We start from the raw sequence: 23,588 nt of genomic DNA, 5'->3' as shown, positions 1-23,588 counted from the left end.
GAGCGGCGGGGCCGGGCCGCCCGAACGGCGCAACCGCCCCGCACCCCGTGTGACGTACGTCGTGGCGCCCGCCCCTGGGCGGGACGGGCCGCACGCCCCTAAAATGAGACGCTATGCAGCGCTGCACATAAGTAGCCGTTACCCGGTGGTTTCGTTTCCTCGGCCGCCGGGCAAGAGCCGTAAGCACCGCAGGCAACGACGCCTGCTCTCTGCGACTCCCCGGGCGCCGATCGTTCCGACAGCGACCCCCTCCTGGTACGTCCGGTCACCTCTGGTCACCCAGTCGTCCCCGAACCCCATGATGTCCGCATGTTGGAACGAGCCTTCCGCTTCCTGAGAAGCGCCCCATCATGTAGCCTGCACCAAATTTCGCAGAGGGCCAACGTCGTCCCTCGGCACCGCACATGCCACGACGACGACGGGAGAGCCGATGCGTATCGACGCCTGGTCGCCCATGGACGGTCGCCCCGCCCAGCAGGGGATGTACGACCCCCGTAACGAGCACGACGCCTGTGGCGTCGGGTTCGTGGCCACTCTGACCGGTGTGGCCAGCCATGAGCTGGTCGAGCAGGCGCTGACCGTGCTGCGCAACCTCGAACACCGCGGCGCCACCGGATCCGAGCCCGACTCCGGCGACGGCGCCGGAATCCTCTGCCAGGTCCCCGACGCCTTCCTGCGCGCCGAGACCCCCTTCGAGCTTCCCGAGGCGGGTTCGTACGCCGTCGGTATCGCCTTCCTGCCCGCCGACGGCTCCACCGGGGCCGTCCGCACGATCGAGGCCATCGCCGCCGAGGAGGGCCTGACGGTCCTCGGCTGGCGCGAGGTCCCGGTCGCCCCAGCCCTGCTCGGCAACGGCGCCCGCGCCACCATGCCCGAGTTCCGCCAGGTCTTCGTCGCCGACGGGGAGTCCAGCGGCATCGTCCTGGACCGCAAGGCGTTCGTCCTGCGCAAGCGCGCCGAGCGGGAGGCCGGGGTGTACTTCCCCTCGCTCTCCGCCCGCACCATCGTCTACAAGGGCATGCTCACCACCGGGCAGCTGGAGCCGTTCTTCCCGGACCTCTCCGACCGCCGCTTCGCCTCGACCGTCGCGCTGGTCCACTCCCGCTTCTCCACCAACACCTTCCCCAGCTGGCCGCTGGCCCACCCCTACCGCTTCGTCGCGCACAACGGCGAGATCAACACGGTCAAGGGCAACCGCAACTGGATGAAGGCCCGCGAGTCCCAGCTCGCCTCCGACCTCTTCGGCCCGGCCCGGCTCGACCGGATCTTCCCCGTCTGCACCCCGGACGCCTCCGACTCGGCCTCCTTCGACGAGGTCCTGGAGCTGCTCCACCTCGGCGGGCGCTCACTGCCGCACGCGGTGCTGATGATGGTCCCCGAGGCGTGGGAGAGCCCCGAATCCAAGAACGCCATGGACCCGGCCCGGCGCGCGTTCTACCAGTACCACGCCACCATGATGGAGCCCTGGGACGGCCCGGCCTGCGTCACCTTCACCGACGGCGTCCAGGTCGGCGCGGTCCTCGACCGCAACGGTCTGCGTCCCGGCCGCTACTGGGTCACCGACGACGGCCTCGTCGTGCTCTCCTCCGAGGTCGGCGTCCTGGACATCGACCCGGCGAAGGTGGTCCGCAAGGGCCGCCTCCAGCCCGGTCGGATGTTCCTCGTGGACACCGCCGAGCGGCGCATCATCGAGGACGACGAGATCAAGGCGTCCCTCGCCGCCGAGCAGCCGTACCAGGAGTGGCTGGAGGCCGGCGAGATCGAGCTGAGCGACCTGCCCGACCGCGAGCACATCGTGCACACCCACGCCTCGGTCACCCGCCGCCAGCAGACCTTCGGCTACACCGAGGAAGAGCTGCGCGTCATCCTCGCGCCGATGGCCCGCACCGCCGGCGAACCGCTCGGCTCCATGGGCACCGACTCGCCGATCGCCGCGCTCTCCGAGCGGCCCCGGCTCCTCTTCGACTACTTCACCCAGCTCTTCGCCCAGGTCACCAACCCGCCGCTGGACGCCATCCGCGAGGAACTCGTCACCTCGCTGCGCTCCTCGCTCGGCCCCCAGGGCAACATCCTGGAGCCGAACGCCGCCACCTGCCGCAGCGTCACGCTGCCGTTCCCGGTGATCGACAACGACGAGCTGGCGAAGCTGATACACATCAACGCCGACGGCGACATGCCGGGCATGAAGGCCGCCACCCTCGCCGGCCTCTACCGGGTCGGCGGCGGCGGCGAGGCCCTCGCCGCGCGGATCGAGGAGATCCGCGCCGAGGTCGACGCCGCCATCGAGGACGGCGCCCGCCTGATCGTCCTCTCCGACCGGCACTCCGACGCCGAGCACGCGCCGATCCCCTCGCTGCTGCTCACCTCCGCCGTCCACCACCACCTCATCCGCACCAAGCAGCGCACCCAGGTGGGCCTGCTGGTCGAGGCCGGGGACGTCCGCGAGGTCCACCACGTCGCCCTCCTCATCGGCTACGGCGCCGCCGCCGTCAACCCCTACCTCGCCATGGAGTCCGTCGAGGACCTGGTCCGCGCCGGCACCTTCATCGAGAACACCGACGCCGAGCAGGCCATCCGGAACCTGATCCACGCGCTCGGCAAGGGCGTCCTGAAGGTCATGTCCAAGATGGGCATCTCCACCGTCGCCTCCTACCGCGGCGCCCAGGTCTTCGAGGCCGTCGGCCTCGACGAGGAGTTCGTCGCCACGTACTTCAACGGCACCGCCACCAAGATCGGCGGCGCCGGCCTGGACGTCATCGCCAAGGAGGTCGCCGCCCGGCACATCAAGGCGTACCCCGCCTCCGGCATCGCGGCCTCCCACCGCGCCCTGGAGATCGGCGGCGAGTACCAGTGGCGGCGCGAGGGCGAACCGCACCTGTTCGACCCGGAGACGGTCTTCCGCCTCCAGCACGCCACCCGCAACCGGCGCTACGACATCTTCAAGCAGTACACGGAACGGGTGAACGAGCAGTCCGAGCGCCTCATGACGCTGCGGGGCCTCTTCGGCTTCACCCCGGACCGGGCCCCCGTCCCCGTGGACGAGGTCGAACCCGCCTCCGAGATCGTCAAGCGCTTCTCCACCGGCGCGATGTCCTACGGCTCCATCTCCCGCGAGGCCCACGAGACCCTCGCCATCGCGATGAACCGGCTCGGCGGCAAGTCCAACACCGGCGAGGGCGGCGAGGACCCGGAGCGCCTGTACGACCCGGAGCGCCGCTCCTCCATCAAGCAGGTCGCCTCCGGCCGCTTCGGCGTCACCAGCGAGTACCTGGTCAACGCCGACGACATCCAGATCAAGATGGCCCAGGGCGCCAAGCCCGGCGAAGGCGGCCAGCTGCCCGGCCACAAGGTCTACCCGTGGGTCGCCAAGACGCGTCACTCGACGCCCGGCGTCGGCCTCATCTCGCCGCCGCCGCACCACGACATCTACTCCATCGAAGACCTCGCGCAGCTCATCCACGACCTGAAGAACGCCAACCCGCGGGCCCGCATCCACGTGAAGCTGGTCTCCGAGGTCGGCGTCGGCACGGTCGCCGCCGGTGTCTCCAAGGCCCACGCGGACGTCGTCCTCATCTCCGGCCACGACGGCGGAACGGGCGCCTCCCCGCTCACCTCCCTCAAGCACGCGGGCGGCCCCTGGGAGCTGGGCCTCGCCGAGACCCAGCAGACCCTGCTGCTCAACGGCCTGCGCGACCGCATCGTCGTGCAGACCGACGGCCAGCTCAAGACCGGCCGCGACGTCGTCATCGCCGCCCTGCTGGGCGCCGAGGAGTTCGGTTTCGCGACCGCGCCGCTCGTCGTCTCCGGCTGCGTCATGATGCGCGTCTGCCACCTGGACACCTGCCCGGTCGGCATCGCCACCCAGAACCCGGTCCTGCGCGACCGCTTCTCCGGCAAGGCCGAGTACGTCGTCAACTTCTTCGAGTTCATCGCCGAAGAGGTCCGCGAACTCCTCGCCGAACTGGGCTTCCGCTCCATCGAGGAGGCCGTCGGCCACGCCGAACTCCTCGACACCGACCGGGCGGTCACCCACTGGAAGGCGCAGGGCCTCGACCTCGCCCCGCTCTTCCACGTGCCCGAACTGCCCGAGGGCGCGGTCCGCCACCGCATCGCCGAGCAGGACCACGGCCTGGCCAAGGCGCTCGACAACCAGCTCGTCAAGCTGGCCGCCGACGCCCTCGGCGCGACCAGCGCCGAGGCGGCCCAGCCGGTCCGCGCCCAGGTCGCGATCCGCAACATCAACCGGACCGTCGGCACCATGCTCGGCCACGAGGTGACCAAGAAGTTCGGCGGTGCGGGCCTGCCCGAGAACACCATCGACATCACCTTCACCGGCTCGGCCGGCCAGTCCTTCGGCGCGTTCCTGCCGCGCGGGATCACCCTGCGCCTGGAGGGCGACGCCAACGACTACGTCGGCAAGGGCCTCTCCGGCGGCCGGGTCGTCGTCCGCCCGGACCGGGGCGCCGACCACCTCGCCGAGTACTCCACCATCGCCGGCAACACCATCGGCTACGGCGCGACCGGCGGCGAGATCTTCCTGCGCGGCAGCACCGGCGAACGCTTCTGCGTCCGCAACTCCGGGGCGCTCGTCGTCTCCGAGGGCGTCGGCGACCACGGCTGCGAGTACATGACCGGCGGCCACGCCGTCGTCCTCGGCACGACCGGCCGCAACTTCGCCGCCGGCATGTCGGGCGGCGTCGCCTACGTCATCGACCTGGACCGCGACAACGTCAACGTCGGCAACCTCGGCGCCGTCGAGGAGCCGGACGACACCGACGGGGAGTGGCTGCACGACGTCGTGCGCCGCCACCACGAGGAGACCGGCTCCACCGTCGCGGAGAAGCTCCTCGCCGACTGGGACACCGCCGTGACCCGCTTCAGCAAGATCATCCCGTCCACGTACAAGGCAGTGCTCGCCGCCAAGGACGCCGCCGAGCTCGCCGGCCTCTCCGAGCAGGAGACCACCGAGAAGATGATGGAGGCGGCGACCCATGGCTGACCCCAAGGGCTTCCTGACCACCGGACGCGAGGTCGCGAAGACCCGCCCCGTGGCCGAGCGCGTCAAGGACTGGAACGAGGTCTACGTTCCGGGCTCGCTGCTCCCGATCATCAGCAAGCAGGCCGGCCGCTGCATGGACTGCGGCATCCCCTTCTGCCACAACGGCTGCCCGCTCGGAAACCTCATCCCCGAGTGGAACGACTACGCCTACCGCGAGGACTGGACCGCCGCGTCCGAGCGGCTGCACGCCACGAACAACTTCCCGGAGTTCACCGGGCGGCTGTGTCCGGCCCCCTGCGAGTCGGCGTGCGTGCTCGGCATCAACCAGCCCGCCGTCACCATCAAGAACGTCGAGGTCTCCATCATCGACAAGGCGTGGGACAGCGGCGACGTCACCCCGCAGCCGCCGGAGCGCCTCTCCGGCAAGACCGTCGCCGTCGTCGGCTCCGGCCCGGCCGGACTCGCCGCCGCCCAGCAGCTGACCCGGGCCGGCCACACCGTCGTCGTCTACGAGCGCGCGGACCGCATCGGGGGCCTCCTGCGCTACGGCATCCCCGAGTTCAAGATGGAGAAGTCCCACATCAACCGGCGCATCGAGCAGATGCGCCTGGAGGGCACCAAGTTCCGCACGGGGGTGGAGATCGGCCGGGACATCGACGCCGCCAAGCTCCGCCGCCGCTACGACGCGGTCGTCATCGCGGCCGGCGCCACCGTCTCCCGCGACCTGCCGGTCCCCGGCCGCGAGCTGAACGGCGTCCACTTCGCGATGGAGTACCTGCCCCTCGCCAACAAGGTGCAGGAGGGCGACCTCACCGTCGCCCCGATCCACGCCGGCGGCAAGCACGTCGTCGTCATCGGCGGCGGCGACACCGGCGCCGACTGCGTGGGCACCGCCCACCGCCAGGGCGCGGCCTCCGTCACCCAGCTGGAGATCATGCCGAAGCCGGGCGAGGAGCGGAACGCGAACCAGCCCTGGCCGACCTTCCCCATGCTCTACAAGGTCACCTCCGCGCACGAGGAGGGCGGCGAGCGGGTCTACTCCGTCTCCACCACCCACTTCGAGGGCGACGAGGACGGCAACGTCCAGGCCCTCCACCTGGTGGAGGTCGAGTTCAAGGACGGTAAGCTGGAGCAGAAGCCCGGCACGGAGCGGCGCATCCCCGCGCAGCTGGTCACCCTCGCCATGGGCTTCACCGGAACCGACCAGTCCAACGGCCTGGTCCAGCAGTTCGGCCTGGAGCTCGACCAGCGCGGCAACGTCGCCCGCGACGAGCACTACGCGACCAACGTCGACGGCGTCTTCGTCGCCGGTGACGCGGGACGCGGTCAGTCGCTGATCGTCTGGGCGATCGCGGAGGGCCGCTCCGCCGCCCGCGGAGTGGACCGCTTCCTGACCGGGACCAGCGCCCTGCCGGCCCCGATCCGTCCGACGGACCGGTCCCTGCTGGTCTGAGCACCACCTCCGGGTTCCCCCGGGCCCACGCGGCCCGGAGGGAGCCCCCACCACACGTCCCGTACAACGGCGTACGGAACTGAACGCGGCGCCTGCCCGTCCCCGACCGGACTCCAGCGGGCGCCGTGGCGCGTCCGGAGCCGGTACGGGCCCGGCGGAACACCTTCCCCCGGGCCCGTGCCCCTCCGTCCTCAGCCGCCCGTCAGCGCCGAGGTCTTCAGCGCCACCGCCACCGCGAACAGCCCCAGCAGCACCAGCCCGCCCGCGAGCTGGACCGGCCACGCCCGCAGCTTCGCCGGCGCGAAGGCGAGCCCGGACGTCACCAGCGCCCCGGTCAGCAGCCCGCCCAGGTGCCCCTGCCACGAGGTGAACGCGGCCGAGATCAGCATCCAGATCAGGAACCCGGCCATGAAGCGGTTGACCGCCGCCATGTCGTGGCCGAGCCGCCGGTGGATGACCCAGTACGCGGCGGCCAGCCCGAAGACCGCACCGGAGGCGCCGACCGTGGAGGTGTCCGGCGCCAGCAGGTACACCAGGACCGAACCGCCCACCGCCGACAGCAGGTACAGCGCCAGATAGCGGGCCCGGCCCAGCTGCCCCTCCACGGCCCGGCCGATGTTCCACAGCGTGAACATGTTGAACACCAGGTGCATCACCCCGAACGAGGCGTCCGGCGGCATGTGCAGGAAGGCCCCGGTCACCAGCCGGTACCACTCGCCGTCCGCGACGCCCGTCAGCTCGTACCCGGGGAAGGTGTCGCCCCGGTAGTAGTAGACCTCGCCGTCCGGGCCGGTGAGCGCCGCCCCGAGCACCGCGAACCGGTCCACGATCTCCGGCCGGACCACCTCGCCGACGTAGGCCAGCACGTTGAGCGCCATCAGCACGTACGTCACCATCGGCGCCGTCGCCCGGGACACCGCCCCGCCGAAGACCGTACGGGCCCGCCGCACCGAGCGCCGCCCCTCCTCCACGCACTCCACGCACTGGTGGCCGACCGGGGCCTCCCGCATGCAGTCCGGGCAGATGTGGCGGTCGCAACGGGTGCAGCGGACATACGTCTCGGCGGACGGGTGGCGGTAACACGCGGGGGCGGCGGCGGCCTCCATGGCCGGCTCCTTCACTGGGGGTGGGCAACGGGGCCGGTGGGGGCGGCGGCGATCAAGATAGCGAACCGGCGCCATGGGCCGGGGGGCCGGGGTGGCGCGTCGGGTGGCCTACGCTCGTGGTCCGGGCGGCGCGGCGCGGGAGCCGCCGCGCACGACGACCACGACGATCACGACGACCATGACCCGACCCGGCCCGGGGGCGGGGCCGGAACGGGGGGCCACCGCATGACCGTACGCATCCTGCGCACCGCCGACCGCGCCCCCGTCCCCTGGAAGAACGGCGGCGGGAGCGTCCGGGAGATCGCCGCCGGCCCCGCGGAGGCGGGGACCGGCGCCTTCGACTGGCGCGTCAGCCTCGCGGACGTCACCGCCGACGGCCCGTTCTCCGTCTTCCCCGGCGTGGACCGCGTCCTGACCGTGGTCGAGGGCGCGGGCATGGACCTCGTCGTGGGCGGCGAGCACCACATCGTGGACGAGCCCCTGTGGCCCCACGGCTTCCCCGGCGACCTGCCCACCGAGGGCTTCCTGCTGGGCGGCCCGGTCCTCAACCTCAACGTCATGTACCGCAGGGACCGTACGCGGGCGGAGACCGCCGTCGTCTGCGGCACGGTCCGCCTGCTCCTCCCGGAGGGCGGCGCGGTGCTGGCCGTCTCCCTGGACGACGGCGCGGAGCTGGAGGGGGCGGGCGTCCGGCTGGACCGCTACGACGCCGTGCTGGCGACCGGGGCGTCGCCCGGCGTGCTGCGGACGATGGGCCGGGCGGCGCTGATCACACTCGCGGACATGTGACCGCCCGGGCGGCGCGGGAAAGAAATCCGGCTGACGGACCGTCCGCCGCGGGATACGGTCGCCCGTATGCCCGAACACGTCTCCGCCCCCGCCGTGATCCGCCGTTACACCGCCGCCGACGAGGACGCCGCGGTGGACGTCTGGTCCCGTGCCGGCCGTGCGGCCCACCCCTTCATCCCCGGCGAGGGCGGGGGCGAGCGGGCCCGCAAGATGCGCGAGATCTATCTCGTCCACGCCGAGAACTGGGTCGCCGAGGCGGACGGCCGGGTGGTGGCCCTCCTGGGCCTCCTGGACGCCGAGATCGGCGGCCTCTTCGTGGCCCCGGAGGCCCAGGGCACCGGGGTGGGCCGCCGCCTGGTCGAACACGCGGCGGCGCTGCACGGCTCCTTGGCCCTGGACGTGTACGAGAAGAACACCGGGGCCCGGAGCTTCTACGCCCGGATGGGGTTCGTGGAGGAGAGCCGCCGCGTCGACGAGGAGTACGACGAGGTCATGCTGCGGCTCACCCGGCCGGCTCCGGAGGACCGGGGCTGAAGGCGGCGGGGCGGTGACGGCATGCGGCCCGGCGCGCCCGTCCGCCGGTCGCGCCGCCATACCCGACAGAAGATGTCGGGTATCCGGTGTTCCATGGCGTCATGACGTCTTCACCGACCACGCCCGCACCGGTCTCCTGGGACGGCTTCGCCGCCGCCGAACCCGATTTCGCCGACACCGTGCAGCGGCGCTTCCGCCTCTACAAGCACCACGTCCTCGCCACCCTGCGCAAGGACGGCTCGCCCCGGGTCACCGGCCTGGAGGCCGACTTCCGCTTCGGTGAGCTGCTGCTCGGCATGATGCCGAACTCCCGCAAGGCCCTGGACCTGCGGCGCGATCCGCGCTTCGCGCTCCAGGCCAACCCGGGCCCCGACGCCGAGATGAACGACGGCGACGTGCGTGTCAGCGGCCGGGCCGTGGAGATCACCGACCCGGCGGTCATCGCCCGCTTCATCGAGGAGGCGGCTCCGCCGGAGCCCTTCCACCTCTTCCGCGCGGAGCTGGCCGAAGTGGTCCGCACCGGGCTCGACGGGGAGGCGCTGGTCATCCGGTCCTGGCGGCCGGGCGGACCCCTGCGCACCGTACGGCGGACCGGCGACGACGCCCCGGCGGTCGAGGCGCCCTGACGCGCCGGGGGCGGGCCGGCTCCGTTCGCGCCCGCCCCGGGACGCCTCCCTACGCCCTCCGGTCAGCGAAGTCTCCCCTCCGGCGGCGTGGCGTACCCCTGCGCCGGGAGGGAGGACGTGGTAGTGTTGTCCGCGTTGCAGTTTTGGTACCCATGAACTTTATGTGCGCCTGACGGGAATGCTTCCTCAGGCGCTTTATTGTTTTCCGGCTTTCTCCGGATGGGGCTCAATGCGGCGACTTGGAATTCGTAAAGTGCGGATTTCCGGCACTGCACCTGTTTTAGGAGAATGACATGGCCACCGGCACCGTGAAGTGGTTCAACTCGGAAAAGGGCTTCGGCTTCATCGAGCAGGACGGCGGCGGCGCCGACGTCTTCGCCCACTACTCCAACATCAACGCCTCCGGCTTCCGCGAGCTGCAGGAGGGCCAGAAGGTCTCCTTCGACGTCACGCAGGGCCAGAAGGGCCCGCAGGCCGAGAACATCGTCCCGGTCTGATCACCGGACGCGTACCTCGCTGACCGGGGCCCGCACCTCACGGTGCGGGCCCCGGTTTGTGCTGTCCGAGCAACGACCTCGTTGCACCCATCCGTTTCCGTGCGCACATCCTGGGGGCGCACACGACGGCCGGATCGGCACACCCCGCAGTCAACCCATTCGGCAGTCGCCCAGGAATCCCCCCAGGAGGGCAATTCCGCATGACCAGCTCCGAACGCCAGGACCGCACCCCCCGCTCCCGCCCGGCCCGCGGCCGCGGCCAGAGCACCCAGACCCCGTCGAACGGCCGGGGCGGCGCACCCCGCTCCCGCGCCCAGGGCGGCTCCCGGAACCAGGGCGGCTCCAAGCCCCCGGCCCGTCGTCGCGCCACCCCGCCGCAGGGCGAATTCGCCCTGCCGGAGACCGTGACCCCCGCGCTGCCCGCCGTCGACGCCTTCGCCGACCTCGACATGCCCGCCGCGCTGCTGAAGACCCTCGCCGCGCAGGGCGTCACCGAGCCGTTCCCCATCCAGGGCGCGACCCTGCCGAACTCGCTGGCCGGCCGGGACATCCTCGGGCGGGGCCGCACCGGCTCCGGCAAGACGCTCGCCTTCGGCCTGGCGCTGCTGGCCCGCACCGCCGGCCGCCGCGCCGAGCCGCGCGCTCCGCTCGCCATGGTCCTCGTGCCCACCCGTGAGCTGGCCCAGCAGGTCACCGACGCGCTGACCCCGTACGCGACCGCCGTGAACCTGCGGCTCGCCACCGTCGTCGGCGGCATGTCGATCACCAAGCAGTCCGCCACGCTGCGGCGCGGCGCCGAAGTCCTCGTCGCCACCCCGGGCCGGCTCAAGGACCTCATCGAGCGCGGCGACTGCCGTCTGGACGAGGTCTCCATCACCGTCCTCGACGAGGCCGACCAGATGGCCGACATGGGCTTCATGCCGCAGGTCGTCGCCCTGCTCAAGCAGGTCGAGCCGGACGGCCAGCGGATGCTGTTCTCCGCGACCCTGGACAAGAACATCGACCGGCTGGTGAAGATGTTCCTCACCGACCCGGTCGTGCACTCCGTCGACCCGTCCGCCGGCGCGGTCACCACGATGGAGCACCACGTGCTCCACGTCCTCGACGAGACCGACAAGAAGGCCGTCGCCACGAAGATCGCCGCCCGCGAGGGCCGGGTGATCATGTTCGTCGACACCAAGCGCGCCGCCGACCGCTTCGCCAAGCGGCTGCTCGCCAGCGGTGTGCGGGCGGCCGCGCTGCACGGCGGGCGCTCGCAGCCGCAGCGCAACCGGACGCTGGACCAGTTCAAGAACGGGCAGGTCACCGCGCTCGTCGCGACGAACGTCGCGGCCCGCGGCATCCACGTCGACGACCTCGACCTGGTCGTCAACGTGGACCCGCCGACCGACCACAAGGACTACCTCCACCGCGGTGGGCGTACGGCGCGCGCCGGGGAGTCCGGCAGCGTCGTCACGCTGGTGCTGCCGGAGGAGAAGCGCGAGATGACCCGACTGATGCAGGACGCGGGCATCGCGCCGCGCACCACGCGGGTCACGTCGGGCGATGCGGAGCTGAGCCGGATCACGGGGGCCCGCGAGCCCTCGGGCGTCGCGGTCGTGATCGAGGTGCCGCAGCCGACTCCGCCGAAGCAGCGGACGCGGTCGGGCGGCGCGGCCGGCTCCTCGGGCGGCGGAGCGGTGCGCTCCGGCAGCCGGGGACGGGGACGACGGGGTTCGGGCACGGGCACGGGCGCCGGAGGGCGTTCGGCCGGGGGCACGGGCCGTTCGGCCGGAAGCGCGGGGCGCTCCGCCGGCGCCGCGCGTCCGGGTGCGGCGCCGCGGGGGCGCCGGGCGGCCTGACGGCCCCCACGCACCGCGGGCCCGGCACCCTTCCCGCCGGGCCGCCTCGCCCACCGTCCGGCGGGCGAGGGCCGGGGCACGGGGCAGAGCCCCGCGTCCCGGGAGGGGCGCGTCGGCCGCCGGAGGGCGGGGCCGCCGCCTCCTCGCCGGACGGACCGGACGGCGGGGCGCTCGTCCTCACCCGCCGCCCCGGGGCGGCCCGTCCGGGGCCGGACCCCGCGGGCGGCTCCCGGCGCGCCGCGTATATCCGGTGGAACGGTTATCCGGTGGCACGGCCCGGTCGGCCGCGGTGAGGATCGCCCCATGCACACCTTCCTGAAGACCGACCGGCTCCTCCTGCGCCCGGTCACGCCCGAGGACGCCCCCGATCTCTTCGCCCTCGACAACGACCCCGAGGTCATGCGGTACATCAACGGGGGCCGGCCGACGAGCCGCGAGGACATCCGGGACCGGGTCCTGCCGAGACTCCTCCACACCCACCCGTGCACCGGCGCCCGCGGCTACTGGGCCGCTCAGCGCCAGGACACCGGAGCGTTCCTGGGCTGGTGGGAACTCCGGCCGCTGGACGACCACGACCCCGCCGTCGTCGAACTGGGCTACCGGCTGAACCGCGCCGCCTGGGGCCGCGGATACGCCACCGAAGGCGCGCGGGCCCTGGTGGACAAGGGGTTCGCCGACCTCGGCGTCCGGCGGGTCACCGCGAACACCATGGCGGTCAACACGGGATCGCGCCGCGTGATGGAGAAGACGGGACTGACCTTCCTGCGCGCCTACACCGAGGACTGGCCGGAGGCCGTCGAGGGCTCCGAGCACGGCGAGGTCGAGTACGAACTCACCCGGGAGGCATGGGAGGCGCGGGCGGCACGGGAGGTGTGAGAGGCCGGGGCGGCGGAGGGGACGGCGCCCGCGCGGGCCGTGGGGCGCGGTCGGTCGCGGGCGGTCCCGCCGCCTCCTCCAGCAGGGCCGCGACCTCGCCGTGCCCCGTGTGCTGGTCCACGCCCGCCGTCGGAACCCCGTCCCGGAGCACCTCCACGGCGATCGTCTCCTCACCCTCCCGCCGCTCCCGCCGCGTCACCGTCTCGATGCCGGAGCCGTAACCCTCCTCCAGCCGCCGCCGCAACTCCCGCTCCGGGTCGAGCGCGGCGATGCGCCGGGCCTCGGCCAGCGCCAGGGCGACCACGGCCTCCTGGCCCCTCGCCCCCGCGCCGTGCGCGAGCAGCGCCCTCACCGTGCGGGCGGACCCCCGCTGCGCGCCCAGCACCAGCATCGCCTCGCCCTGCGGGCCCGGCAGCAGCGGGTCCGCGCCCCCGGCCAGGAGCGCCTCCACCGTGGGGGCGTGCCCCAGGCCGACCGCCCACCGCAGCGCCGTGAAACCGAACTGCTCGCGCAGGTCCGGCCGCGCCCCGGCGGACAGGAGGGCCCGCACCACCTCGGTGTGCCCGCCGCACGCCGCCCCGCACAGCGGAAGGTCGCCCGCCTCGGGGCCGCTCGCCCGGTCGGGGTCCGCCCCCGCCGCGAGCAGCAGCCGCACCGCCCCGGGGAGGTCCTGGACCGAGGCCAGGTAGAGGGCGGTCGTGCCCTCCTCGTCGCTCGCCTCGGCGGACACGCCCGCCCGCAGTGCCCGTACGACCGCGTCCTCATCCTCGTACAGCGCGTCGAACAGGCTTGGTTCGTCCCTGATCGGCTCGTTCGTCATGCTTCGACCCTACGGTGGGCCGCCGACGACGCCCCCGCTCAGGTGTCGCACTCCAGGTGTGTACGGCACAGACCGCACCGCGCGCCGAACCGGCCCCGGACGGGCACCCGGATGCGCTGGTGGCAGGTGGGGCAGGGGAAGGAGACCCGCAGCTCCGGGCCGCCGGTCTCGAAGGCGTAGGGAACGCTCGGGTCGGGAACGGCCCCCGGGTGCTCCCGGGCGTACCTCCGGTCCTTGGCGTAGCGGCGGCGGCCCGCCCAGCCGGCGGCGGACAGCGGCGGCCGGCGCAGGTCGCGCGCCGCCCGCTCCCGCCCCTCGGCGTACGCGGTGTACGCCTGCGGGCTGGTGAACCAGGGGGAGGGGTCCTCGCCGAAGGCGAACGCCCGTTTGGCCAGGACGTACCCGAACTCCTCCGGGGTCAGGTAGCCGAGCTTCTGGCGGGAGGCGGCGTCCTCGCGGAACGCGTCCAACAGCAGCCACCCGGCTCCGAGATAGGCCGTCACCGTGTCGGTCAGGATCTCGTTGGCGCGGGTGCCGGGGAACTCCAGGCCGAGCCGGTGCAGCAGCACATGGGCGACCTCGTGCGCCAGCGCCGCCCCGACGTCCCGGCGATGGGTGCGGAAGCGGTCGTTCAGCTCGACGAAGTACTCGGGGCCCGCGGTGAGTTCCACGCTCGCCGCGTGCTCCATCGCCCGGAAGCCGACGATCAGGCGGGCGTCGGGCAGGTGGAAGTGCTGGACCAGGGCGCGTGCCACCCGTTGGGCTCCCAGATGGAGGTCGTCCTGGTCGGCGAAGGCCGCGTCGGCGGGGGCGAGGCTGGTGGCGTAGGCGTGGACGCCGTCCGCGGAGAGCCGCCGGTAGAGCGCGGTGATGGCGGAGCGGACCGTGGCCAGATGCGGAAAGCCGTGGACGACGGGTGCGCCCGGAGGGCGGTTCGCCACGTCGGAACCCCCCCCTCGGCGACGGTTGACTCCGTGACGCCGGCCCCCTGGGGGCCGGCGGATCTCCACTGTAAGCCGCGGCCGTGCGCGGGAGGCCGCACGGGGCGGGGGAGCCCGGGACCGGGGATCGGAGGAGCCCCCTCCGTATGGCCGAAAAGATCCGGCCGGAAAGTGCGCCTTGTGGCAGCGGTCACTCGACACCGATAATCGGAGTGTTCTTGTCGTGTGCATGACCATTTCGGCCGCCGGGCCGGAGGTCGTCACCCGGCCGGGACACGCGTGCCGGACCACGCGACCCACAGCACTCCCGCACGCACGCACACCAGCACTTCCGCTCCGACGCGCGGCGCTCCCACCGCCGTGCGGGCCCCCGCTCGGCGCCCTGCTCGGCGCCCCGTACGGGGTTTCCTGCACGGTGGCGCGGCGCGACAACCCCCCACAGCGACCCCCCACACGAAATCCCCCCACGAAAGCAGGCCTTCATGAAGCTTCCGAGTGTGCTGAAAAGGTGTTCCGTCGCCGTGGCGGCGATCGCCGTGGCGGCCGTCGGCTTCCAGCCCGCGTCCGCGGCCCCCCAGCCGATCGTCGGCGGAGAGCGCGCCGAACAGGGCGAGTTCCCCTTCATGGTCCGGCTCTCCATGGGCTGCGGCGGCGCCCTCTACACCCAGGACATCGTCCTCACCGCCGCCCACTGCGTGGACGGCTCGGGCGACGACACCTCGATCACCGCCACCGGCGGCGTCGCCGACCTCGAATCGCCCGAGGCCGTCGAGGTCCGGTCCGCCAAGGTCCTCCAGGCCCCCGGCTACAACGGCACCGGCAAGGACTGGGCCCTGATCAAGCTCGACCAGCCCATCGACCAGCCCACCCTGAAGATCGCCACCGACGACACCTACGACGAGGGCACGTTCACCGTCGCCGGCTGGGGCGCCGACCGCGAGGGCGGCAGCCAGCAGCGCCACCTGCTCAAGGCCGAGGTCCCGTTCGTCTCCGACGCCGACTGCCAGAGCGCCTACAGCGACCTCGTCCCCGGTGAGGAGCTGTGCGCCGGCCTCCTCGACACCGGCGGCGTCGACAGCTGCCAGGGCGACTCCGGCGGACCGATGTTCCGCAAGGACGACTCCGACGAGTGGATCCAGGTCGGCATCGTCAGCTGGGGCCAGGGCTGCGCCCGCCCGAACTACCCGGGCGTCTACACCGAGGTCTCGCACTTCGCGGCGGACATCGCCTCCGCGGCCGACTCCCTCTGACCCGTCCGGGCCGCCCGGCCCCCTCGCTCGGCCCCCACGGAACGACCGGCCGGCTCCGCCCCCGGTCCTCCCGGTCACCGGACGCCCGTCCGGTGACCGGGGACCGGCCGAGGCCGGTCAACCGTGAACCGCCCCGGGGGCGCCCGCCACCACGGGCGCCCCCGGGCCCAGTTCCACCCGCGGCTCGCCCGCCTCCTCCAGCTCCAGCACCCACACCTCGTTGGCGCCCTCGCGGAGCACCGGGCCCGGAACGTACAGGGTCCGCTGCGGGCCCACCGACCAGTAACGGCCCAGACAGAAACCGTTCACCCAGACGAACCCACGCGTCCAGCCCGGCAGTTCGAGACCCGCGTGATCGACGCCCGCCGCCCCCTCCACCATGAACGCCCCCCGGAACAGCCCCGTCGCGCCGGGGCCCTCCGGTACCGGCCCGAACGGCACCGCCGCCACCGCGTCCGCCGCCTCGAACGCGTCGAGCCGCAGCCCCCGGGCCCGCACCCCGTGCAGATACTGACGCTCGTGCAGCACCCCGCCGGTGAGACCCTTCGACTCGCCCAGGCGCGGCCCGTAGTTGACCCGCCCCAGCGATTCCACCCACAGCTCGACCTCCGCCGGACCCGCCACCGGTTCCGGCAGCGTCCCGGACTCCTCGGTCAGCACCCCGGCCCGGGCCCCGTCCACCGAGACCACCGCCCGGTCCCGCAACCCCGAGACCCCCAGCGGATACGCCTGCCGCGGCCCCGGCACCGCCACCCGGTAGCGCACCAGGCCCCGGTCCACGCCCAGCTCCTCGAAGGTCGGCGGCACCCCCGACTCCGTCTCCGGACCGCCCAGCACCTCCAGCACGTCCCCGAGCCCGGCCCACTCCGCCAACTCCACCCGCACCGGCCCGGGCAGCCCCACCGGCTCCGGCGGCAGCGCGGGCAACGGGCCCTCGGCGTACTCCGCCAGCACCTCCCGGAACAACCGGAACTTCTCCGTCGCCCGCCCGTACTCGTCCACCGGCGCGTCGTAGTCGTACGAGGTCACCGTCGGCTGGAACGCCCCGTCCTGCAACGGACCGGAACGGTTCGCCCCCGCCCAGCCCCCGAAGTTCGTCCCCCCGTGCGCCATGTAGACGTTCACCGACGCCCCGCACTCCAGGATCTCCCGCAGCGCCCCGGCCGCCTCCTCCGGATCCCGGCGCACCGGCTCGGCCCCCCAGTGGTCGAACCAGCCGCACCAGAACTCCATGCACATCAACGGGCCCTTCCGCTGGTGCCGGCGCAGCACCTCGAACCCCTCCCGCGCCCCCGAACCGAAGTTCGCCGTCGCGAGGAGGCCCGGCACCGAACCCCCGGTCAGCATGTGGTCCTCCGGACCGTCCGACGTGAACAGGGGGACCGTCACCCCGCACTGCCGCAACAGCCCCGCCAACCACTCCAGATACACCGCGTCGCTGCCGTAACTGCCGTACTCGTTCTCCGCCTGGACGAGGATCACCGGCCCGCCCCGGGACACCTGCCGCCGCACCACCTGCGGCAGCAGCGCGCGGAACCACCGCTCCACCACCGCCCGGTAGGCCGCGTCCCGGGTACGCACCCCCCGCCCGAACCGGCCCGTCACCCACACCGGGAGGCCGCCGTTCTCCCACTCGGCGCAGATGTACGGGCCCGGCCGCACGATCGCCCACAGCCCCGCCCGCTCCACCGCGTCCAGGAACCGGCCCAGCGCCCCCACGTCCCGGACCTCGCCCTCCCGGGGCTCGTGCAGATTCCACGGGACGTACGTCTCGACGCAGTTCAGCCCCATCGCGGCGAGCATCGCCAGCCGGTGCTCCCACTGCTCCTCGTGCACCCGGAAGTAGTGCAGGGCGCCCGACAGCAGCCGTACGGGCTTCCCGTCGAACCGGAAACAGTCGTCGCCCACGGTGAAGTCGGTCATGGTGCTCGTACGCTCCTGTGCTGGGCCGCACCCGCGGCCCTCGATCCAGTGGTCCGACCACTGTCACCTCTGGCGCGCACCGGGTCCATGGACAAAGATCGCAGTTGATTGGACGCAACGGACCCGCCCGGTCCGGGCGCGAGGGGCCACCTGGGAGGGAAGGACCGCGATGTACCACACCTGGATGCGCTTCTTCACCCCGAGCCCCCTCCACCACCGCCTGGGGCTCGTCTGCCTCGGCGTCGGCCTCCAGCACGGGGCGCTGCCCACCGTGGGCCCCCGCACCCTCGACCACCACGTCGCCGTGATCGTCCACTCCGGCACCGGCTGGTTCAAGGGCTCCGACGGCCGCCGCACCCCGGTCACCGGCCCCAGCCTCATCTGGCTGACCCCCGGCACCCCCCACCACTACGGCGCCGACCCGGGCACCGGATGGGACGAGAGCTTCGTCGACTTCACCGGGCCCGCCACCACCACGTACACCGAACTCGGCTACATCGAGCCCGACCGCCCCCTCGTCCCGCTCTCCGACACCGCCGCGCCGCGCGCCGCCGTCGGACGCATGGTGCGCGCCGCCCGGCGCGGCAACCCGCTGCTGGAGGTGGAGACCGGGGCCGCCGTCCACGAACTCCTCGTCTCCCTGCGCCGCGCCCGCGCGGACGTCGGCCCGGACGGCGACCCGGTGCTCCGGGCGCTGGCCCGCGACGCCTACCAGCCGCTCACCATCGCCGAGCACGCCGCCCGGCACGGCATGACGGCCGCCGAACTGCGCACCGCCGTACGGCGCGGGGCCGGCTGCAGCCCCAAGGACTACCTGCTCGGCATCCGGCTGGGCCGGGCCAAGGAACTCCTCGCCGCCACCGACCTGCCGGTCGCCGCCGTGGCCCGCCGCGTCGGCTACGACGATCCGGCCTACTTCTCCCGCCTCTTCGCCCGCCGGGTCGGCACCGCCCCCGTCCGCTTCCGCGAGCAGCAGGGCCGCAGCGTGCCCGGCGGCTGGAGCGACCAGGTGCCCGACCCCGACGATCCGCCGACGATCGCCACCTGACGGCGGCAGGCCGGGAAGCCGTCCCGCCCGGTGCGGACCTCGGCTTCGCCGGCATCGCCGCAGCACTCGTCCGCCACCGCCGGATCACCGCCCGAGACGTCCTCTAAGCTCGCTGACCATGAGTACGAGCGAGATCGACGCCTCCGTCCAGGCCGAGCTGAGCCGGCTGCGCGAGAGCATCGACAACATCGACGCCGCCGTCGTCCACATGCTGGCGGAGCGCTTCAAGGCCACCCAGCAGGTCGGCCGCCTCAAGGCGGACCACCGGCTGCCGCCCGCCGACCCCGCGCGCGAGACCCGCCAGATCGCCCGGCTCCGGCAGCTGGCGCAGAGCGCGAACCTGGACCCGGCGTTCGCCGAGAAGCTGCTGAACTTCATCATCGCCGAGGTGATCCGCCACCACGAGCGCATCGCCGAGGAGACGGAGAACGGCGCCGGGGTCTGAGAAAGCACGGAAGCCCTTTCCCGGTTCTGGCCGGCCCCGGCCCCCGCGCCCGCCACCCGCCGCTCGCCCGACGGATGCTGATCAGGTGGTGTTGCGGAGGCTGAGGCTGCGACTGCGGCTGCCCGTGGGCGTCGAGCCGGTCGTACGCCGCCGTTCGCCGGGACGTGGCCGCTGCGGGGGGCGTGCCCGCTCCCTGGTAAGCGCCCGCTCCCTGGTAGGCGGGCGTTCCCGGGTGCGCGGCCGGGAACCCCCGGGCCGCCCGGCGGTCGGGGCCCGACACGGCGGCCCGCGGGGCGGCGGTCGCGGCGGCGATCGCGATCAGGACGGAGAGCGCGACGGCCACCGTGCTGTACTCCAGCCGCCCGTTCATCCGCATGCCCGCCATGCCGACGCAGTGCATGCCCGCCACCCCGACCCCGAGCCGGGTGGTCAGGCCCGCCGCCGGCAACGCCGTACGGGCCGTCCCCGGTAGCCGACGATGAAGACGCCCACGCCGACCACCACGAGCGCGACGACCAGGCGCAGAGCCGTCTGCCGAAGGTCGTAGGGGACCGGCGCCTCCGCCACGTGGAAGCCCGTCACGGCGACGAAGTACATCGTCCAGACGCCCGAGCCGATGGCCGCCGCGCCGAGCGCGAGCCGGCCGGGCCTCCACGAGGCGTCGTCGCGCAAGGAGCGGATGGTGCGGCGGAAGCCCAGCGCGCTGCCCCCGCAGCCCATCCCGTAGGCCGCCACGGGGTCATCGCACCGGGCTCCCGCCCGCCGGACCCGCCCCGGCAGTGGCCGTCCCGGACCGGCTCCGCCCTGCGAGAACCCCGCTGCGCCCACCGTCCCCCGTACGGCAGCATGGGGCCATGTCCGTACTGACGCGCGACGAAGCGCAGACCCGAGCCCAGTTCCTCGACGTGGAGCGGTACACCATCGCCCTCGACCTCACCACCGGCGACGAGACCTTCGACTCCCGCACCGCCATCCGGTTCACCGCCCGCGCGGCCGGAGACACCTTCGTCGAGGTCAAGCCCGCCGCCCTGCGCTCGATCAGCCTCGACGGACAGCCGCTCGACCCCGCCCTCCTCGACGGCAACCGCTACCCCCTCACCGGCCTCGCCGCCGGCCCCCACGAACTGCGCGTCGACGCCGCGATGCACTACTCCCGCACCGGCGAGGGCATGCACCGCTTCACCGACCCCACCGACGGCGAGACCTACCTCTACACCCAGCTCTTCATGGAGGACGTCCAGCGCGTCTTCGCCGCCTTCGACCAGCCCGACCTCAAGTCCGTCTTCGCCATCGACGTCACCGCCCCCGACGGGTGGACCGTCCTCGGCAACGGCGTCGCCGAGCACACCGGCGAGGGACACTGGACCATCGCCCCCACCCCGCCCGTCTCCACCTACCTCGTCGCGGTCGCCGCGGGCCCCTGGCACTCGATCACCACCGAACACGCCGGGCTGCCCTTCGGCATCCACTGCCGCCGCTCCCTCGCCCCGTACCTGGACGCCGACGCCGACGAGATCCTCGACATCACCCGCGCCTGCTACGACCGCTACCACGAGAAGTTCGACGAGCCCTACCCGTTCGACTCCTACGACCAGGCGTTCGTCCCCGAGTTCAACGCGGGCGCCATGGAGAACCCCGGACTCGTCACCTTCCGCGACGAGTTCGTCTACCGCTCCGCCGTCACCGACACCGAACGCCAGACCCGCGCCATGGTCATCGCCCACGAGATGGCCCACATGTGGTTCGGCGACCTCGTCACCCTGACGTGGTGGGACGACATCTGGCTCAACGAGTCCTTCGCCGAGTACATGGGCTACCAGACGCTCACCGAGGCGACCCGCTTCACCGACACCTGGGTCGACTTCGGCGTCGCCCGCAAGGGCTGGGGCTACGACGCGGACCAGCGCCCCTCCACCCACCCCGTCGCCCCCGACCCCGACGCCGTCCCCGACACCGCCTCCGCCCTCCTCAACTTCGACGGCATCAGCTACGCCAAGGGCGCCTCCGCCCTGCGCCAACTCGTCGCCTGGCTCGGCGAGAAGGACTTCCTGGCCGGCATCAACGCCCACTTCGCCCGCCACCGGTTCGCCAACGCCACCCTCGCCGACTTCATCGACAACCTGGCCTCCGCCACCGACCGCGACGTCCACACCTGGGCCGAGCAGTGGCTGCGCACCACCGGCATCGACACCCTCACCGCCGAGGTCGGCGCCCCCGAACCCTCCGCCACCGCCCCGAGCGGCAACGGCCAGTCCTGGACCCTCACCGTCACCCGCGACGGCTCCCGCCCCCACCGCATCGCCGTCGGCGCCTACGACCACGCTCTGAACACCCAGGCGGGCCCCGGCCACCTCGCTCTGCGCGACCGCTTCGAGATCGACGTACCCGGCGACGGCACCCCCACGGTCCGCCCCGGCCACCGCCCCGCCCTCGTCGTCCTCAACGACGGCGACCTCACCTACGCCAAGATCCGCCCGGACGCCGCCTCCTGGGACACCGTCCTCGCCGGCCTCTCCGGCATCCCCGACGCCCTCACCCGGGCCGTCCTGTGGAACGCCGCCCGCGACATGGTCCGCGACGGCGACCTGGCCCCCGCCGCCTACCTCGCGACGGCCCGCACCCACCTCCCCTACGAGAGCGACCTCGCCCTCGTCCAGGGCGTCCTCACCTTCGCCGCCGGACAGATCGCCGACCGCTACGTCGCCCCCGAGGACCGGCCCGCCGCCCTCGCCACGCTCACCGACCTCTGCCGCGACCTCATCCGCCGCACCGAGGACGGCTCGCAGCCCGGCCTCCGCCTCATCGCGGTACGCCACTTCATCGACGCCGCCACCCAGCCCGACACGCTCCGCACCTGGCTCGACGAAGGCACCGTCCACGGCGGACCCGAGCTCGACCCCGAGCTGCGCTGGCGCATCCTCACCCGGCTCGCCGCCCTCGGCGCCACCGACGAGAAGGCCATCGCCGCCGCGCTCGAAGCCGACACCAGCGCCACCGGCCGGGAAGGCGCCGCCCGCTGCCGTGCCGCGCTGCCCACCGCCGAGGCCAAGGCCGCCGCGTGGGACGCGCTGTTCACCGACGACACCCTGTCCAACTACCTCTTCACCGCCACCGCCCAGGGTTTCTGGCAGCCCGGCCAGGAAGACCTGCTCGCCGCGTACGTGCCCCGCTTCTACGCGGACGCCACCGCGCTGGCCGCCCGCCGGGGCCCCGCCATCGCCGAGGCCGCCGGACGCCACGCCTTCCCCGCCTACGCCATCGACGCCGACAGCCTCGCCACCGGCGCCCGCGCCCTGGAGGACCCCGACCTCATCCCCGCCCTGCGCCGCAAGCTCGTCGACCAGCTCGACGACCTCCGCCGCGCCCTCGCCGTACGGACGAACGCCGCCGCGAACGGCTGACCCGACGCGCACGGCCGGGGGGCGGGGACCGGCCCGCCCCCGGCCGTGCGCGCACCCGGTGCCAGGCGCCGACGACCAGAACACCGGCTCCCACCCCGCGGCCGTGCGCGCCCGGCGGAGGGGGAGCGCACCCGGCACAGGGCGCCGGGCCCGCCCCGGGGCCGAGGCCCCCCTGGGGCCGGGGGACCCCGCTGACCGGCGAACGCCCCGACCGGTGAACGCCCCGACCGGCGAACGAACCCGGCTGTGCGCGGACGGAACCAACCGGCCCTACGCGCACGGGATCAGCCGGCCGCGCTGCCCTCCACCGCACCGCCCCCCGGCCCTCCGGCGCGTCGCCCCGGGCCCCACCCGTCGCGCCGCCCCTGCCCCGCCCGCCGCCCGCAGATCGGCCGCCCGCTCCGCCCGTCCCGCCGACGCCCCGGTCAGGATCGCCCGCGCGTCTGCGGCAACTCCGCCGCCCCCGGGGCGGCCGACGTGCGGTGGGCCGCCGCCCTCCCGCCGCCCCTTCCCGCCGGGCCGTCACGAGCCCCGCCCGGCACACCACCACCGCCTGCTGGGAGCGATGGGCGGCCTCGCCCCCCCACCCCGGTCGGCATCTCCGGGACCGCGTGATCGCGTTCACTGAACAGGTCGAGCACCCCGGTCCGGCCCGGACGCCTCAGCCGCCGTGAAGGACTCCGCCTCCGGCCGGTACAGCGGCGTACCCACCGGCGGGGCCCCGCTCCGTACGACGCGGCCCCCCCGCACCACCGCCGCCCCGAACCCTTACCGACGAGCCGAACCCTTCTGGACGGGCTTCTCCCGCCGCCGTACGCCGAGGGCGAACCCGAGAGCCGTCGTCGGGCCGCCCGCCGCAACCGCCCCCCCCCCCCCCCCCCCCCCCCCCCCCCCCCCCCCCCCCCCCCCCCCCCCCCCCCCCCCCCCCCCNCCCGCCGCAACCGCCCCCCCCCGCACTCCGCGCCCCCCCGCACTCCGCGCCCCCCGCGCCCCCCGCACACCCGTCCAGCAATCGCACGCCGATACCGCCTCAACCCGT

Annotated in this window: 16 protein-coding genes and 1 pseudogene; 12 read left to right on the top strand and 5 right to left on the bottom strand. The window is 73.6% G+C overall.

Going from position 1 to position 23,588, the window contains the following annotated elements; genetic code table 11:
• Positions 1-430 precede the first annotated feature (430 nt).
• Entirely contained in the window at positions 431-4,999 is a 4,569-nt protein-coding gene (gene gltB, locus AMK24_RS15300; RefSeq protein ID WP_073769289.1) for a glutamate synthase large subunit, read from the top strand.
• Positions 4,992-6,452 carry a glutamate synthase subunit beta gene (locus tag AMK24_RS15295; protein ID WP_073769288.1) on the top strand — a complete coding sequence of 487 codons (1,461 nt, stop codon included), beginning with the start codon at positions 4,992-4,994 and terminating at the stop codon, positions 6,450-6,452. The genes gltB and AMK24_RS15295 overlap by 8 nt, the downstream gene beginning before the upstream one ends.
• 191 nt (positions 6,453-6,643) lie before the next feature.
• On the opposite strand, the gene AMK24_RS15290 is transcribed toward AMK24_RS15295, so the two are convergent.
• Positions 6,644-7,558 carry a rhomboid family intramembrane serine protease gene (locus tag AMK24_RS15290; protein ID WP_073769287.1) on the bottom strand — a complete coding sequence of 305 codons (915 nt, stop codon included), beginning with the start codon at positions 7,556-7,558 and terminating at the stop codon, positions 6,644-6,646.
• A gap of 225 nt (positions 7,559-7,783) precedes the next feature.
• Here AMK24_RS15290 and AMK24_RS15285 point away from each other — a divergent pair, with 225 nt between their 5' ends.
• From AMK24_RS15285 to AMK24_RS15260, 6 genes are all read left to right on the top strand, one after another.
• Entirely contained in the window at positions 7,784-8,347 is a 564-nt protein-coding gene (locus AMK24_RS15285; protein ID WP_073769286.1) for a HutD/Ves family protein, read from the top strand.
• Positions 8,348-8,413: 66 nt separating this feature from the next.
• Positions 8,414-8,881, top strand: coding sequence for a GNAT family N-acetyltransferase (locus AMK24_RS15280; protein ID WP_073769285.1), 468 nt, complete (start codon positions 8,414-8,416; stop codon positions 8,879-8,881).
• Between the two features lie 101 nt (positions 8,882-8,982).
• Complete coding sequence (locus tag AMK24_RS15275) at positions 8,983-9,507, top strand: pyridoxamine 5'-phosphate oxidase family protein (RefSeq protein WP_073769284.1); 525 nt, start codon at positions 8,983-8,985, stop codon at positions 9,505-9,507.
• A 293-nt stretch (positions 9,508-9,800) separates the two neighbouring features.
• Entirely contained in the window at positions 9,801-10,004 is a 204-nt protein-coding gene (locus tag AMK24_RS15270) for a cold-shock protein (RefSeq protein WP_030583235.1), read from the top strand.
• A gap of 200 nt (positions 10,005-10,204) precedes the next feature.
• Positions 10,205-11,845 (top strand): DEAD/DEAH box helicase, encoded by a 1,641-nt coding sequence (locus tag AMK24_RS15265; RefSeq protein ID WP_073769283.1) that lies wholly within the window; start codon positions 10,205-10,207, stop codon positions 11,843-11,845.
• 303 nt (positions 11,846-12,148) lie between these two features.
• Complete coding sequence (locus AMK24_RS15260; protein WP_073769282.1) at positions 12,149-12,721, top strand: GNAT family N-acetyltransferase; 573 nt, start codon at positions 12,149-12,151, stop codon at positions 12,719-12,721.
• Here AMK24_RS15260 and AMK24_RS15255 read toward each other — a convergent pair.
• Entirely contained in the window at positions 12,678-13,541 is an 864-nt protein-coding gene (locus tag AMK24_RS15255; RefSeq protein ID WP_079190526.1) for an ankyrin repeat domain-containing protein, read from the bottom strand. The genes AMK24_RS15260 and AMK24_RS15255 overlap by 44 nt on opposite strands.
• Positions 13,542-13,579: 38 nt before the next feature.
• The gene (locus AMK24_RS15250; RefSeq protein ID WP_073769280.1) at positions 13,580-14,482 is read right to left on the bottom strand and encodes a hypothetical protein; all 903 of its coding nucleotides are present in this window, start codon (positions 14,480-14,482) and stop codon (positions 13,580-13,582) included.
• A 482-nt stretch (positions 14,483-14,964) separates the two neighbouring features.
• Here AMK24_RS15250 and AMK24_RS15245 point away from each other — a divergent pair, with 482 nt between their 5' ends.
• Positions 14,965-15,732, top strand: coding sequence for a S1 family peptidase (locus AMK24_RS15245; RefSeq protein ID WP_073769278.1), 768 nt, complete (start codon positions 14,965-14,967; stop codon positions 15,730-15,732).
• A 117-nt stretch (positions 15,733-15,849) separates the two neighbouring features.
• On the opposite strand, the gene AMK24_RS15240 is transcribed toward AMK24_RS15245, so the two are convergent.
• Positions 15,850-17,655 carry a glycoside hydrolase family 35 protein gene (locus tag AMK24_RS15240; protein ID WP_073769276.1) on the bottom strand — a complete coding sequence of 602 codons (1,806 nt, stop codon included), beginning with the start codon at positions 17,653-17,655 and terminating at the stop codon, positions 15,850-15,852.
• A gap of 169 nt (positions 17,656-17,824) precedes the next feature.
• Between AMK24_RS15240 and AMK24_RS15235 the strand changes: the two genes are divergently transcribed.
• Complete coding sequence (locus AMK24_RS15235; protein WP_073769274.1) at positions 17,825-18,703, top strand: AraC family transcriptional regulator; 879 nt, start codon at positions 17,825-17,827, stop codon at positions 18,701-18,703.
• A gap of 118 nt (positions 18,704-18,821) precedes the next feature.
• Positions 18,822-19,148: a chorismate mutase gene (locus AMK24_RS15230; RefSeq protein WP_073769272.1), complete on the top strand. Its 327-nt coding sequence runs from the start codon at positions 18,822-18,824 to the stop codon at positions 19,146-19,148.
• A gap of 274 nt (positions 19,149-19,422) precedes the next feature.
• Here the strand turns inward: AMK24_RS15230 and AMK24_RS34750 are convergent.
• A pseudogene (locus AMK24_RS34750) lies at positions 19,423-19,868 on the bottom strand (MHYT domain-containing protein); the annotation flags it as partial.
• A gap of 134 nt (positions 19,869-20,002) precedes the next feature.
• On the opposite strand from AMK24_RS34750, the gene pepN reads away from it, so the two are divergent.
• The gene (gene pepN / locus AMK24_RS15215) at positions 20,003-22,549 is read left to right on the top strand and encodes an aminopeptidase N (protein ID WP_073769266.1); all 2,547 of its coding nucleotides are present in this window, start codon (positions 20,003-20,005) and stop codon (positions 22,547-22,549) included.
• The last annotated feature ends 1,039 nt before the right edge of the window (positions 22,550-23,588 follow it).

Origin of the sequence: Streptomyces sp. CB02366 (genome assembly GCF_001905905.1) — a bacterium.
GTDB lineage: Bacteria > Actinomycetota > Actinomycetes > Streptomycetales > Streptomycetaceae > Streptomyces.
Note: the sequence above shows the minus strand (reverse complement) of the source record. Positions and strands in the feature narration are given on the sequence as shown.